Consider the following 13,566-nt stretch of genomic DNA (forward strand, 5'->3'; position numbering starts at 1 on the left):
AACTATACAAAAAATGCCAACAAAAAAGGATGCCGAAGCATCCTTTTTTAATTTTCTAGCAAAAAAGAGATTATTTGCTAGAAAGAGCACCGAAACGCTTGTTGAAGCGATCTACACGGCCGCCAGTATCAACGATACGTTGCTTACCAGTGTAGAATGGGTGACATTTGTCACACACGTCTAGGTGGATAGAATCTTTGCCTAGCGTTGAGCTGAACTCGAAAGAGTTGCCGCAAGAACAAGTCGCGCTAACTGCTTTGTACTCTGGATGGATACCAGCTTTCATGGGATAACCTCAAATTGGGCCGCGTCGCTATCCGAATCGAAGCCGGACACCACACGTAGTTAATAAAAAAATGTTGATACCGCTGACTGCTTAACATCAAGCAAGAAGCCATATCATCAAGGCGCGATATATTAATGAATCCTCTTCAGTGGATCAAGCCATTTCGCCGCTATTTTCGCCACATTTTTGTCCAATGACGAAGCTCGAATTTCGGTGACGCATCCAGTAGACTGTCTTTTCACATTTTTTGTAGAACGAACGGTCGATTATGCGCCCCACCATTGCACGCGTTGCCTTACCTGTCCCATTGGATAAGCAGTTTGATTATCAGATCCCAAGTCATCTGTTTCCGATTGTTGGTGGACGAGTGTCGGTGCCATTTGGTCGGCAAACTCTGGTGGGTATCGTCACCGCTATAGTCAGTGAGTCTGAGTTTTCAGTCGATCAATTAAAGCCGCTAAAAGCGGTGCTCGATAGCCAGCCAGTCTGGCCAGAGAAACTCTATCAATTGCTGTTGTGGTGTAGCCAGTTTTATCAACACCCATTAGGCGACACGCTATTTAATGCCTTGCCTGGCGCATTACGTAAAGGGAAAGCGGCCGATTTTTCGACCTTAGTGGAGTGGCAACTGACGCCCAGTGGGCGCGATCAACTCATGCAAGGATTCGGGCGAGCGGTAAAGCAAGCCAAAGTGATGACGATGCTTGAGTCTGGCGCTGTGCCCCATCAACTGTTTATTGATGAAGAGGTAGGTAGCAGCGTACTCAAAACCTTACAAGAGAAAGGCTGGATAGAATCACTGGAAAAACGGCCGACACTGACGGCTTGGCCGCAAAATGTTGAAGCGGATGTGGAAAAGCCCAAGCTCAACCAAGAACAAGCGATCGCGATTGCTTCAATTAATAGCCATCACCATTTCGCATGCTATTTACTTGAAGGGGTCACCGGTTCAGGGAAAACCGAAGTTTATCTAAACTTAATCAAGCCCGTTTTAGAAAAAGGACGTCAGGCATTGGTACTGGTGCCTGAGATTGGTCTAACACCACAAACCATTAACCGCTTTCGTAAGCGATTTAATGTGCCAGTTGCCGTGGTCCACTCGGGGCTCAATGAAACCGAGCGCCTCAACGCGTGGTTAGCGGCGCGTGATAATATTGCGGGCATTATCATTGGTACTCGCTCAGCGCTGCTAACGCCTTTTGCAGACTTAGGTATCATCATTGTTGATGAAGAGCACGACGCTTCGTATAAACAGCAAGATAGCCTACGCTACCATGCAAGAGATGTCGCGGTAATGCGTGCAAATCTTGAGCAGATCCCGATTGTGCTCGGTTCCGCCACTCCAGCATTAGAAACGTTGCATAATGCATTGAGCGGCAAATATCATCACTTAAGCTTAACTCAGCGTGCTGGCGTAGCGGTTCCTACTAAAAACAAAGTGTTGGATGTGAAAGGCCTGTTTTTAGAGAGTGGCTTATCAGCGCCGCTGATTGCTGAGATGAGAAAACACCTCAGCGCTGGTAACCAAGTGATGCTGTTTCTCAATCGGCGCGGCTTCTCGCCCGCGCTGATGTGCCATGAATGCGGTTGGATTGCCGAGTGCAAACGTTGCGATGCGTACTATACCTTTCACCAATACAGCAGTGACATGCGTTGTCACCATTGCGGCTCGCAACGTCCGGTGGTTCATCAGTGCCAAGGTTGTGGTTCCACTCAGTTGGTTACGGTTGGGGTAGGTACTGAGCAACTTGAAGCGCAACTGGCGCAGCTTTTCCCCGAATATAAAACGGTGCGTATTGATCGCGATAGTACGCGTCGTAAAGGCAGTTTAGAAAGTGCTTTATCATCGATTCGCCAAGGTGAGTATCAGATTTTAATTGGCACGCAGATGCTCGCTAAAGGGCACCATTTTCCCGATGTGACTTTAGTAGCGTTATTGGATGTGGATGGTTCGCTATACAGCAGTGATTTTCGTGCCGCCGAACGCTTGGCGCAGCTATTTACTCAAGTGGCAGGTCGAGCAGGGCGCGCTAGTAAACCCGGCGAAGTGATTTTACAAACGCATCACCCGGAACACAGTTTGCTGCAAGCACTGTTGCAAAAGGATTATCGTCATTTTGCAGAAACCGCGTTAGAAGAGCGGAAAATAGCGATGTTGCCACCTTACACCTATCTCACACTGTTTAAAGCGGAATCCAATCAAGCTTCGATGGTGGAAGAGTTTTTACGCCAAATTAGGCATACGTTAGAAGCGCATCCGTTATTTGATGATTCGTGCTTAGTCTTAGGGCCAACTCCAGCCCCATTGGCGAAAAGAGCGGGCAAATATCGCTGGCAGTTATTACTGCAAACTCAACATCGCTCCAAAATGCAAAAACTATTGATGAGTGCTAAGCCTGCGATTGGACTGTTACCATTAGCCAAGAAAATTCGCTGGTCGTTAGATATTGAACCGCAAGATCTCAGTTAAACCTCAGTAGCGTTTTCGATGAAATGAGATGTAACATATTGAAGCAATCGAGTGCTAAAAAGGTTACTGTTATTTTTGTCAGCCTATTTAATCCTCTCTAATGTGAGTGGCTTCACGCTTATTATGTAAAATTTGTTAATCTGACCGTAACTTTCTGGGTGGAAATGAATAGACTATCACTCATATATCCGCTGTGAATAACAGCTCAGCGTTCAAAATGGATAACCAGATTTTACAACCGGATTTTATAAACATAACAACGGGTGATTTCAGCCCAGTAACAACTTTTAAAGAGGTTAATTTCTATGGCGACAATGAAGGATGTTGCCCAGCTTGCAGGTGTATCAACCGCCACGGTATCTAGGGCGTTGATGAACCCTGAAAAAGTATCATCTTCAACGCGAAAGCGTGTCGAAGATGCTGTTTTGGAAGCTGGTTACTCACCAAATTCTCTCGCTCGCAACTTACGCCGTAATGAATCTAAAACCATTGTCGCTATTGTGCCTGATATTTGTGACCCTTACTTCACAGAGATCATTCGTGGTATCGAAGATGCGGCGATGGAACATGGTTATTTAGTACTGTTGGGTGATAGTGGTCAGCAGAAAAAGCGAGAAAGTTCGTTAGTTAACCTCGTATTTACTAAGCAGGCCGATGGCATGTTGTTGCTGGGAACGGATTTGCCGTTTGATGTTAGTAAGCCGGAGCAAAAAAACCTGCCACCTATGGTCATGGCATGTGAATTTGCGCCAGAACTTGAGTTGCCGACGGTACATATTGATAACCTTACTTCAGCGTTTGAAGCGGTGAACTATTTGACGCAGCTCGGGCACAAACGCATCGCGCAAATATCGGGGCCAGCAGAGGCCACGCTGTGTAAGTTCCGCCATCAAGGTTATCAACAAGCCTTACGCCGTGCAGGAATTACCATGAACCCTAATTATTGCACTTATGGTGATTTTACTTTTGAAGCTGGGGCTAAAGCACTGCGCCAATTATTGGCGTTATCTGAGCCACCCACAGCCATTTTTAGTCATAATGACAGTATGGCGATCGGTGTCATTAAGGAAGCCAAAAAATTGGGTTTACGCGTTCCACAAGATATTTCAGTGGTGGGATTTGATGATATTCAATTTGCGCTCTACTGCGATCCACCGTTAACGACCATCTCACAGCCGCGCTATGAGATAGGGCGTCAAGCGATGCTCATGATGCTCGATCTTCTTCGCGGTCAAGAGGTTGGCGCAGGTTCTCGACTATTAGAAACCAAGTTAGTGATTCGAGAAAGCGCAGCGCCTCCTCGCTTGAGCTAACCACATGCAGCGCATTTTTGATGCGCTGCAACTCTTTCAGCACTATTAAGTCGTTGGAAACTGCATTAACATTGGCACAAACCATCAACTTTTGAATTCTCTGTGGCTAATAAAGATTATGTAAGGCGCGGTCGTAGTCCGAAAAAGCCGACCCCGAAAAAAACAGCTCCACGTCGTAAACCTTGGCGTAGTGGCTTATTGGCACTGTTGCTCGTTTCCGGTTTTGGTTATGGGCTGTTCTTACTCAGCCGTGATCCTGAGCCGCCTCAAGCGGTTGTGGTTCCTACAAAACCAGTCGCAAAGCCTAAGCCAGAGAAAGTGATCCCACCGCCCCCAGAGGAAAAATGGGATTACGTGGATAGCTTGCCGAAACGTGAAGTAGAAGTGGTAGCCAAAGAACAGAAAGTGTCTGAAATCCCTTATATCATGCAGTGTGGGGCGTACAAAACTTCGGCACAGGCTGAAAGCCGTAAACTTGATATCGCGTTTCAGGGTTTAAAAAGTGAAATCCGAAAAACGGAAGGCAGCAGTTGGTATCGCGTGGTATTAGGGCCATACAAATATAAGCGTGATGCGCAGCGTGACGAGCATAAATTACAACGCGCTAAAATTGAGCCGTGCGCCATTTGGACTGAACCACAATAAGAGCGATCACTCACCGCATCCAATCGATTCGCGGTGAGTGTTTTTTGTGACTTGAAATCTTCCCCAACCATCCTCATATATTTGCTAACTCCATCGTGAAAACAAATAAGAGGTCCTGTCGTGACTACCATCGTCTCTGTACGTCGTAATAATAAAGTTGTCATTGCCGGTGACGGACAAGTATCGCTCGGTAATACAGTAATGAAAGGCAACGCGCGCAAGGTTCGCCGTCTGTACAATAATCAAGTCTTGGCAGGGTTTGCAGGTGGCACAGCCGATGCGTTTACCTTGTTTGAGCGCTTTGAAAGTAAGCTGCAAATGCATCAAGGTCATCTTACTAAGGCCGCGGTTGAGCTGGCAAAAGATTGGCGTAGTGACCGAGCACTGCGTAAGCTAGAAGCGATTTTAGCGGTGGCTGATGAAACTGCATCGCTCATTATTACGGGTAATGGTGACGTCGTTCAACCAGAAAACGACCTGATTGCTATCGGTTCGGGTGGTAATTTTGCCCAAGCTGCGGCGACCGCATTATTAGAAAATACCGATTTAGATGCACGTGAAATCGCTGAAAAAGCACTAAAAATTGCGGGCGACATTTGCGTGTTTACCAACCATTTCCACACTATCGAAGAACTAGAAATACCGGCGGAATTGCTACTGCAACAAACAGTGACCACCGAAAAATAAAGACAGTGTTAGGGTAAAGAATTAAGGAAAATCTGATGTCTGAAATGACTCCACGTGAAATTGTTCACGAATTAAATCGCCATATTATTGGTCAAGATAAAGCCAAACGTTCGGTGGCGATTGCGCTGCGTAATCGCTGGCGTCGCATGCAGCTCGAAGAGAGCTTGCGCGCCGAAGTAACGCCGAAAAACATTTTGATGATTGGTCCAACTGGGGTGGGAAAAACGGAAATTGCTCGTCGTCTCGCCAAGCTTGCCAACGCACCATTTATTAAAGTGGAAGCGACCAAATTTACCGAAGTGGGTTATGTTGGTAAAGAAGTGGAAACCATTATTCGCGATTTAACCGATGTCGCGGTAAAAATGACTCACCAGCAAGCGATGGAAAAGGTGCAATTTCGCGCGCAAGAGCAAGCAGAAGAGCGTATTTTAGATGCTTTATTGCCGCCAGCTCGTGATGCTTGGGGAGAGAATGAAAAGGGCGAAGAGAGCTCGAACACTCGCCAAATCTTCCGTAAAAAGTTGCGTGAAGGAAAGCTCGACGACAAAGAGATTGAAATCAATGTCGCTGTCCCTCAAATGGGGGTTGAAATTATGGCACCTCCAGGCATGGAAGAGATGACCAATCAGCTGCAAGGTTTGTTTCAGAACCTTGCAGGGGATACCAAGAAAAAACGCAAACTCAAAATCAAAGAGGCCTTCAAAGCTTTGACTGAGGAAGAAGCGGCAAAATTGGTCAATCAGGAAGAGCTGAAAGATCAAGCTATTTTTAATGTTGAAAATAACGGTATTGTCTTCATCGATGAGATTGACAAAATCTGTAAACGCGGCGAAAGCTCAGGTCCAGATGTATCGCGTGAAGGGGTGCAACGTGATTTGCTACCTTTGATTGAGGGCAGTACCGTCTCGACTAAGCACGGCATGGTTAAAACTGATCATATCCTTTTTATTACGTCGGGTGCATTCCAAGTGGCGAAGCCCTCTGATTTAATCCCCGAGTTGCAAGGCCGCTTGCCGATTCGCGTCGAACTTGAAGCATTATCGAGCCATGACTTTAAACGTATTTTGACTGAGCCGAAAGCCTCTCTGACCGAGCAGTATATTGCGCTGATGAAGACGGAAGAGGTGCACATTGAATTCACTGAAGATGGCATCACTCAAATTGCGGAAGCCGCGTGGAAAGTGAATGAAACCACGGAAAATATTGGCGCACGTCGCCTGCATACCGTGATGGAGCGTTTGATGGATGAAATCTCATTTGATGCAACAGAAAAGCCTGGCTCCTCAATGATTATCGATGCAGCCTACGTCAAGCAGCGCCTAGGTGAGTTAGTCGAGAATGAAGATTTGAGCCGCTTTATTCTTTAGCGGGTCGAATGGCCAGTACACTGTTTGTAGCCCGTCCAAAGTGACGGGCTTTTTATTGCCGTGTTATACTCGCCAGCAGAACAGTATATACTGACCCCTTTTTTGAACGGCAGTGACCTTGCATGAAGAATTCGCTCCATATCTGGCTTGATGCGGCCAGGCCTAAAACGCTCCCTCTCGCGCTAGTTTCTATTTTAACGGGCAGCGCGTTAGCTTTCTCATCGGGCCATTTTTCGTTGCCAGTAGCGCTGCTTGCTCTGCTTACCGCAACTTTATTACAAATCTTATCCAACCTTGCAAATGATTATGGTGATGCGGTCAAGGGCACGGATAATGAGGCTCGCTTAGGGCCAATCAGAGCGATTCAATCCGGTGCGGTGACGCTCGATGATATGAAGCAAGCGATGCTGATTAACATCACATTGACGGTTATCTCGGGTTTGGTGTTGATTTTTTATGCACTGGATAGCGTGCAAAGTATTCTGGCTTTTGTCGGGCTAGGCGTGCTCGCTATTGTGGCTGCGATTGCTTACACAGTCGGTAACAAACCCTACGGCTATGTCGGCTTAGGTGATTTATCCGTATTCATTTTCTTTGGTTTACTTGGGGTGTCCGGAACCTATTTCTTGCATACCGGCCATGTGGAACCGAGCCTGTTCTTACCCGCGTTAGGCTGTGGCTTATTGGCGGTCGCTGTGCTCAATGTCAACAATATGCGTGATATTGAAAATGATGCAGTTTGCGGTAAAAAAACCGTTGCCGTACGTCTTGGGCAAACGCGCGCCAAGCAATATCACTTTATGCTATTGGCGGGTGCGGTGATCGCTTTTGCTTGGTATTTAGTGATGCAAAGCAGCCCAACGTGGATAAGTTTGCCCTTTTTGTTGAGCATTGTGGTAGTGGTAAAACACAGCAAAGCGGTGTGGGTGAGTGATCAACCTGCGCAGATAGCACCTATGATGCCCGCTATCGTCAAATGTTCACTGATCACCAACTTGTTGTTTGTTGGAATTGTTATAGCTCAAACTCTGACGAGTTAATTGTCGCTTGTCATTGCAATGACTTAATGACCCTATATACTCGGTGAAGATAATTTTCGGCAAGAGAAGAACCATTATGGAATACAACACCTCTGCGTTATGTGATATTTATCTCGACCAAGTCGATGTGGTGGAGCCAATGTTTAGTAACTTTGGTGGAAGCGCATCCTTTGCTGGCCAGCTTACGACGATTAAATGTTTTGAAGATAATGGCTTAATCCGTGAAGTATTAGAGCAAGATGGGCTAGGACGGGTGCTGCTAATTGATGGTGGTGGTTCACTGCGCCGTGCGCTGATTGATGCAGAATTGGCCGCTCTTGCTGAAGAAAATGAGTGGGAAGGCATCGTTGTTTACGGTTGTGTCCGTGAAGTGGATGAACTCGAAGAGATGAGCATCGGCATTCAAGCGCTCGCCTCTATTCCTGTTGGAGCATCCAATCAAGGTATCGGTGAAGTGGATGTGCCTGTCAATTTTGGTGGCGTCACTTTCCTACCTGAAGATTATTTGTACGCTGATAATACGGGTATTATTTTATCTCCTGAGCCTTTAAATGTGGATATGGACTTAGATGATGACCTTGACGAGATTGAAGAGTAGTTTCTCGCGCTGAAAGGCGATGTTTCTAAGTGATAAAGCCAGCATGAATGCTGGCTTTTTTATATTTAGTTCACCACGACGTGCTCAACCAGATAAATGGTAGCATTAGCGAAACAGGTAAGTTCGTTTTAGACGCAGGGCGTAGTAATAACCCAGCAGCCCACCTAAGGTATTGCCTGCGGCAATCCCGATAAACAGCCCTTCGACATCATAGAGATACGAACCTAACCACGCGGCAGGAAGAGTGAACACAAATAGCCGCATCACGCTCCACTGAAAGGCGCGCATGGGTTGATGCAATGCATTCAATCCAGAGACAAGCATCATCACAATGCCTTGAAAGCCATAGCTCAGTGGCACCACCAGCAAATAGTGCCACAATAGATCGCGCACCGAGGGCTCTTGAGAAAATAGGGCTGACAAAGGGATGCTCAGCGGTACCATCATCGCAAAAATCATCAATTGAAATACGATAGAAAAACGCATGCTGAGGAACAGGCCAGCAAAGCTACGCTCAATGTTTTTTGCGCCGATGTTTTGTGCCATAAAGGGAGTCAGTGCTGAGGTTAGTGACATCAAGACCAAAATGAGTATCGACTCAATACGCTGCGCGGCGCCGTAAGCGGCCACGGCAGCCGTGCCATGGCTTGCCAGCATTATCATTAATAGCGCGCCAGAGAGTGGATTCATTGCATTGGAGAGTGCCGCTGGTGTGCCCACTTTTAAGATCTGCTGCCAATCATGCCATAAAGTAGGAAAATACGGCCATGCCAATAATTTTTCTCTTTTGATTAAGACATATAGCGATCCACACAGTGCGCCTAACCAACTGAATGCACTGGCAATAGCAGCACCTTGGATTCCTAATTCAGGGAAAGGGCCATAACCAAAAATCAGCAGCGGATCGAGCAGACCGTTAATACAACCTGCGAGCATCATAATTTTAGCCGGCGTTTTGGTGTCACCCGTGGCTCGAATTGCGCTGTTACCAGCCATGGGAATAACGAGCAAAGGAATGGTCAAATACCAAACCTGCATGTATTGCTCAATCAAAGGGATTAAATCGTCAGTGGCACCAAGCAGTAGGAAGAGTGGCTTAATGGTCAGTAAACCCAGAATTGAAGCGAATGTCACCAGCACCACAGCCAGTAAGACACCGTGACTAGAAAAACGTGCCGCATTTTTGGCGTCACCTTGACCGAGTAAGCGGCCAATACTCGTCGAAAGTCCAATACCAATCCCCATGGTGATGCAGTTGACCGCAAAGGTGACGGGAAAGGTAAAACTGATGGCGGCAAGAGATTCGGTGCCCAACAGTGAGATAAAAAAGGTGTCGACCAAGTTAAACATCAAAATCGCGATCAAACCAAAAATCATTGGGATCGTCATTTGACTGAGCACATTTGGAATTGGGGCGGTTAATAGGCCGTGTTTATCGTGCATTACTGGCAACGTAGGTTAAGCAAAACGTTAGGATACTTGATTCTGGCGATCGCGACTATAGCTGCTGGGATGGGAAGTGTGACGCGAGTGAAGAAACAAAAAAGGCCAGCAAATGCTGACCTTCTTAACGATAATTAGTGTGAATAATTACGCTTTTTTCGCTTCAGCTGCTGCTTTTGCGATAGCTGCAAAGCTTTTCGCATCAAGTGCTGCGCCGCCAACTAGAGCACCATCAATGTCTGGTTGTGCGAAGTAAGCTGCTGCATTTTCAGGTTTGACAGAACCGCCGTATTGGATAACGACATTCTTCGCTACTGCTTCTGATTTTGCAGCAATGTGCGCGCGAATGGCGGCGTGAATACGTTGAGCATCATCTGCTGTTGCTGCTTTACCTGTGCCGATCGCCCAGATTGGTTCGTAAGCGATGATCGCACCTTCTAGCGCTTCAACACCTTGAGTGTTGATCACAGCGTCAAGTTGACGTGCACATACGGCTACTGTTTCGCCAGCTTCGTTTTGTGCTTCAGATTCACCGATACAAAGTACTGGTGTTAGGCCATTTTCTTTTAGGAATGCAAATTTTTGCGCCACAAATTCATCGGATTCGTTGTGGTATTCACGACGCTCTGAGTGACCAATGATGATGTGTGTTGCACCGAATTCTTTCAGCATTGCTGGAGACATATCGCCAGTGAATGCGCCACTGTTGTGTACGTCGCTGTTTTGGGCACCCAGAATGATCGCGCTACCCGCATCGGTCAGAGTGCGCTCTGCTAGGTCAATAAAAAGTGCTGGTGGAGCAACGGCTACGTCAACACCCGTTACGCCTTCAAGCTCTGTATTCAGACCATTTAGCAGCTCAACAACCATCTCTTTGCTGCCGTTTAGTTTCCAGTTACCCATAACTACAGGATGACGCATAGGAATATCTCCATTATCTATCAAAGTTAAAATGAATGAATGTCAAAAATAAACGTGATTGCGAAAGAATATAACAGATAAAATCGGTCAGATCATGATTCGAGTCATGACTTTATGGGATCTTAAGCAATGCGTGACACCCCTTATCAGTGATCAGATAGACAGAATAGTCGATAATGGCTCGGATTTTACGAGATTAATTGCTATTAGTGGCTGTTAAAAGAAAAGCTAGTGATACCAATAAGACTCACCAGTGTTGAAATTTGATCATGAATGAAGAAAAGGAATTCGTATGCCCAACCTTGTTATGGAATACTCGAACTCTGTGGATGAACGTGTGAATGTTCAAGGGTTATTGGAAGATCTTCACCAAGTCGCACTTCGCTGCGGATTATTTGACGCTGACTCAGTGAAATCACGGGCGCTACGCTGCCACCATTGGTGCATTGGTGAAGAGGGCGACAGTGTTGATTTTATTCACCTCAGCTTTGATTTGCTGTCAGGGCGGACACCTGAACAAAAAAGAGAGTTGTCACGTCAATTAATGGCGGTATTGCAACAGCAAGCTAGTCAAGTCAGGAGTCTGACCGTGAATGTGCGTGATATGGATAAAGATTGCTTCCAAAAGGTTGTAAATTAACCATTTTAGGTAACAAGATGTCGATTAAAGAACTGCTATTTTCATTTCAAGGACGTATCGGGCGCAAAGTATTTTGGATGTGGAATCTCTGTTATTACGCGTCCATTATGGGCTTCGCACTCGCTGCAAACCAAATGTTTCCTGCCTATACGCACCTGATCTTGCCGCTGTTTTTGCTAGTGGTGTTACTGCCTGATTTGGCCATCACGGTAAAACGTTGGCATGACAGAGATAAGTCTGCTTGGTGGTTATTGCTTAATGTCCCTTTGGTGATAGGCCGTATGAGTATGCCTTTTGCCAGTGCCGAGATTGCCACTCAAGCCAGTATGACAGAGTCATTGGTATCGCTGGTCGCACTGGTTTGTGGCTCATGGATTTTAGTCGAATGTGGTTTTATGAAGGGAACGCAAAGCCGCAACCGCTACGGACCTGAACCAGAGTAAACTTGATAGAAAAAAATTGATGAAACAACAGGAGGCCAATGCCTCCTGTTGTTTTAAAAAGCTTCAAATAGCGAGGTTAACGCCAGTCGCTGTGGCGCGGCACAAATGGAATGATGGTCGCGCTCGGTTGAGTGCGCGCCGATTCGCCATCTAAGGCATTTCTAAATTTCATCATCTGTTCGCCGAGCTCACGCATCAGCATAACATTAGCATGGACAGGGTTTTTGCATTGGCTCACCACCAAGTCAATGTGACTTTGCTGAGCCCATAACCTGTCTTGCATGTTGTTAGAAGAGGAGAGGATCATCTCTTCACAGATATCTTTTTTCAGTTGCGTAAAGGCATCTGGATTATGTTTGGCAAGTTCAACCAACTCGTCAAAAGAAGGTAAGGCCTGTTTTTGAGGGGGCTCCATATCTTTCTCCTTTACACTATTTCTCTGTTGATTGTTTTATCAACACAATGAAAGCATAACCGATCAATAAGGTAGGAGTTGGAACGAAATCGCCATTTCTTACTAATGAGACGATCTTAGCGTGGTGTGATTTGATAACGGCAGCGACGCTCACCCATAATGATGTGTTCGCTCCGTTCAACTACATATTGCTCACCGATCAACGTTTGGAAAATATTAAGTTCAGATTGGCACAGGTTAGGGCAGCGTGCCGCAGCTTTACAGATAGGGCAATGGTTCTCAATTAAAGTGTAACCGTTCGCTGATGGTATGAGCTCTGCCATATAGCCTTCTTGCTCACGAAGCGTCACTAGCTTAGCTAGTTTTTCTTCTAAACTGTGGCAATCAATTAATGCGTGTTGATACTGTGCTAATGTGTGAGCTTCACGCTCTGCCGCCACTTTGGCTAGCCCTTCTTTACCAAAAAGGTGCTCAACTGCATCAATCACTTGGATGACCAATTCGCCATGCCTATCAGCAAATTGGTCGTGGCCTTGTTGTGTCAAAGACCAGTGTCGAGTAGGGCGTCCGACTTTTACTTTGACATCATGAAACGCCACAATGCCATCATCTTCCAAACTTTGTAGGTGCTGGCGAGCCCCCATGGTGGTAATTCCTAGGTCGTCGGCCAGTCGTTTAGCGGTTACCGCTCCATCGCGTTTGATGGTTTGAAGTATTCGGTCAATGGTTTTCATCGCATTCCTCTGTTTGCCTTATCTATTATGAAGAAGCAGCTTAATAAAGCAAATTATTGACTATACAGGATGAGCCGCTAGTAACTTTTGTCAGCACAGAACCAAGATTCGCTATCAATTCGTTAAATAGATCACAAAATTTTCGCTTTCCCCCCTTGGGATCCCTTGCTTGCTCCCCCACATATCACTCACGAGCTGAGTAATCAGCCTTTTCATAAACCTAACGGAAAATCTAATCAGGAGAGACGACCGATGAACATTCGTCCATTACACGACCGAGTTATCGTTGAACGCCAAGAAGTTGAATCTAAATCTGCTGGTGGCATTGTTCTAACAGGTTCCGCTGCAGAGAAATCGACTCGCGGCGTCATCTTAGCAGTAGGCAAAGGCCGAATCCTTGAAAATGGTTCGGTACAACCGCTGGATGTCAAAGTAGGTGATACGGTTATTTTTGCAGAAAGCTACGGTACTAAAACGGAAAAGATCGACGGTAAAGAAGTGCTCATTATGTCTGAAAACGACATCATGGCGATTGTCGAGTAAGCATTGAGTAATTTTTGCTCT

General features: G+C 46.2%; 15 protein-coding genes. 10 read left to right on the top strand and 5 right to left on the bottom strand.

Annotated elements, in window-relative coordinates:
- Positions 1–70 precede the first annotated feature (70 nt).
- Positions 71–286, bottom strand: a complete 216-nt coding sequence (rpmE, locus tag NB504_RS10695; RefSeq protein WP_010318344.1) for a 50S ribosomal protein L31 — start codon at positions 284–286, stop codon at positions 71–73.
- Positions 287–554: 268 nt separating this feature from the next.
- Here rpmE and priA point away from each other — a divergent pair, with 268 nt between their 5' ends.
- From priA to rraA, 7 genes are all read left to right on the top strand, one after another.
- Positions 555–2,756 carry a primosomal protein N' gene (gene priA, locus NB504_RS10700; protein ID WP_258428871.1) on the top strand — a complete coding sequence of 734 codons (2,202 nt, stop codon included), beginning with the start codon at positions 555–557 and terminating at the stop codon, positions 2,754–2,756.
- Positions 2,757–3,061: 305 nt separating this feature from the next.
- On the top strand, positions 3,062–4,069 hold the full coding sequence (cytR, locus tag NB504_RS10705; protein ID WP_017043195.1) for a DNA-binding transcriptional regulator CytR: 1,008 nt from the start codon (positions 3,062–3,064) through the stop codon (positions 4,067–4,069).
- A gap of 102 nt (positions 4,070–4,171) precedes the next feature.
- Positions 4,172–4,714, top strand: coding sequence for an SPOR domain-containing protein (locus NB504_RS10710; protein ID WP_013855850.1), 543 nt, complete (start codon positions 4,172–4,174; stop codon positions 4,712–4,714).
- Between the two features lie 120 nt (positions 4,715–4,834).
- Positions 4,835–5,401 carry an ATP-dependent protease subunit HslV gene (gene hslV, locus NB504_RS10715; protein ID WP_010317615.1) on the top strand — a complete coding sequence of 189 codons (567 nt, stop codon included), beginning with the start codon at positions 4,835–4,837 and terminating at the stop codon, positions 5,399–5,401.
- Positions 5,402–5,436: 35 nt separating this feature from the next.
- Positions 5,437–6,768, top strand: coding sequence for an HslU--HslV peptidase ATPase subunit (hslU, locus tag NB504_RS10720; RefSeq protein ID WP_013855851.1), 1,332 nt, complete (start codon positions 5,437–5,439; stop codon positions 6,766–6,768).
- A gap of 122 nt (positions 6,769–6,890) precedes the next feature.
- The gene (locus NB504_RS10725) at positions 6,891–7,808 is read left to right on the top strand and encodes a 1,4-dihydroxy-2-naphthoate polyprenyltransferase (protein WP_017043197.1); all 918 of its coding nucleotides are present in this window, start codon (positions 6,891–6,893) and stop codon (positions 7,806–7,808) included.
- A gap of 76 nt (positions 7,809–7,884) precedes the next feature.
- Entirely contained in the window at positions 7,885–8,406 is a 522-nt protein-coding gene (rraA, locus tag NB504_RS10730; RefSeq protein ID WP_026027418.1) for a ribonuclease E activity regulator RraA, read from the top strand.
- Between the two features lie 105 nt (positions 8,407–8,511).
- Here rraA and NB504_RS10735 read toward each other — a convergent pair whose 3' ends face one another.
- Together NB504_RS10735 and tpiA are read right to left on the bottom strand one after the other, a co-directional pair.
- The gene (locus tag NB504_RS10735) at positions 8,512–9,849 is read right to left on the bottom strand and encodes an MATE family efflux transporter (RefSeq protein ID WP_139152216.1); all 1,338 of its coding nucleotides are present in this window, start codon (positions 9,847–9,849) and stop codon (positions 8,512–8,514) included.
- Between the two features lie 147 nt (positions 9,850–9,996).
- Positions 9,997–10,770 carry a triose-phosphate isomerase gene (tpiA, locus tag NB504_RS10740; RefSeq protein WP_088729193.1) on the bottom strand — a complete coding sequence of 258 codons (774 nt, stop codon included), beginning with the start codon at positions 10,768–10,770 and terminating at the stop codon, positions 9,997–9,999.
- A gap of 292 nt (positions 10,771–11,062) precedes the next feature.
- Here tpiA and NB504_RS10745 point away from each other — a divergent pair, with 292 nt between their 5' ends.
- Both NB504_RS10745 and NB504_RS10750 read left to right on the top strand, forming a co-directional pair.
- Positions 11,063–11,410, top strand: a complete 348-nt coding sequence (locus NB504_RS10745) for a 5-carboxymethyl-2-hydroxymuconate Delta-isomerase (RefSeq protein WP_017043199.1) — start codon at positions 11,063–11,065, stop codon at positions 11,408–11,410.
- Positions 11,411–11,427: 17 nt separating this feature from the next.
- Positions 11,428–11,853, top strand: a complete 426-nt coding sequence (locus tag NB504_RS10750; protein WP_029190043.1) for a DUF805 domain-containing protein — start codon at positions 11,428–11,430, stop codon at positions 11,851–11,853.
- A 76-nt stretch (positions 11,854–11,929) separates the two neighbouring features.
- On the opposite strand, the gene NB504_RS10755 is transcribed toward NB504_RS10750, so the two are convergent.
- A complete protein-coding gene (locus NB504_RS10755) occupies positions 11,930–12,268 on the bottom strand; it encodes a DUF3135 domain-containing protein (protein WP_013855858.1) in 339 nt (112 codons plus the stop codon).
- 116 nt (positions 12,269–12,384) lie between these two features.
- Complete coding sequence (locus NB504_RS10760) at positions 12,385–13,002, bottom strand: metalloregulator ArsR/SmtB family transcription factor (RefSeq protein ID WP_258428878.1); 618 nt, start codon at positions 13,000–13,002, stop codon at positions 12,385–12,387.
- A gap of 252 nt (positions 13,003–13,254) precedes the next feature.
- On the opposite strand from NB504_RS10760, the gene NB504_RS10765 reads away from it, so the two are divergent.
- Positions 13,255–13,545, top strand: a complete 291-nt coding sequence (locus NB504_RS10765) for a co-chaperone GroES (RefSeq protein ID WP_010317634.1) — start codon at positions 13,255–13,257, stop codon at positions 13,543–13,545.
- Positions 13,546–13,566 lie beyond the last annotated feature (21 nt).

Source organism: Vibrio sp. RM-69-4 (assembly GCF_024743775.1).
In the GTDB taxonomy this organism is placed as follows: Bacteria; Pseudomonadota; Gammaproteobacteria; order Enterobacterales; family Vibrionaceae; genus Vibrio; species Vibrio anguillarum.

What these genes read in the sequence shown, in the direction of transcription:
- rpmE (WP_010318344.1), bottom strand. Translation starts at nt 286, where the DNA reads ATGAAAGCTGGTATCCATCCAGAGTACAAAGCAGTTAGCGCGACTTGT.
- priA (WP_258428871.1), top strand. Translation starts at nt 555, where the DNA reads ATGCGCCCCACCATTGCACGCGTTGCCTTACCTGTCCCATTGGATAAG.
- cytR (WP_017043195.1), top strand. Translation starts at nt 3,062, where the DNA reads ATGGCGACAATGAAGGATGTTGCCCAGCTTGCAGGTGTATCAACCGCC.
- hslU (WP_013855851.1), top strand. Translation starts at nt 5,437, where the DNA reads ATGTCTGAAATGACTCCACGTGAAATTGTTCACGAATTAAATCGCCAT.
- NB504_RS10725 (WP_017043197.1), top strand. Translation starts at nt 6,891, where the DNA reads ATGAAGAATTCGCTCCATATCTGGCTTGATGCGGCCAGGCCTAAAACG.
- rraA (WP_026027418.1), top strand. Translation starts at nt 7,885, where the DNA reads ATGGAATACAACACCTCTGCGTTATGTGATATTTATCTCGACCAAGTC.
- NB504_RS10735 (WP_139152216.1), bottom strand. Translation starts at nt 9,849, where the DNA reads ATGCACGATAAACACGGCCTATTAACCGCCCCAATTCCAAATGTGCTC.
- tpiA (WP_088729193.1), bottom strand. Translation starts at nt 10,770, where the DNA reads ATGCGTCATCCTGTAGTTATGGGTAACTGGAAACTAAACGGCAGCAAA.
- NB504_RS10745 (WP_017043199.1), top strand. Translation starts at nt 11,063, where the DNA reads ATGCCCAACCTTGTTATGGAATACTCGAACTCTGTGGATGAACGTGTG.
- NB504_RS10750 (WP_029190043.1), top strand. Translation starts at nt 11,428, where the DNA reads ATGTCGATTAAAGAACTGCTATTTTCATTTCAAGGACGTATCGGGCGC.
- NB504_RS10755 (WP_013855858.1), bottom strand. Translation starts at nt 12,268, where the DNA reads ATGGAGCCCCCTCAAAAACAGGCCTTACCTTCTTTTGACGAGTTGGTT.
- NB504_RS10760 (WP_258428878.1), bottom strand. Translation starts at nt 13,002, where the DNA reads ATGAAAACCATTGACCGAATACTTCAAACCATCAAACGCGATGGAGCG.
- NB504_RS10765 (WP_010317634.1), top strand. Translation starts at nt 13,255, where the DNA reads ATGAACATTCGTCCATTACACGACCGAGTTATCGTTGAACGCCAAGAA.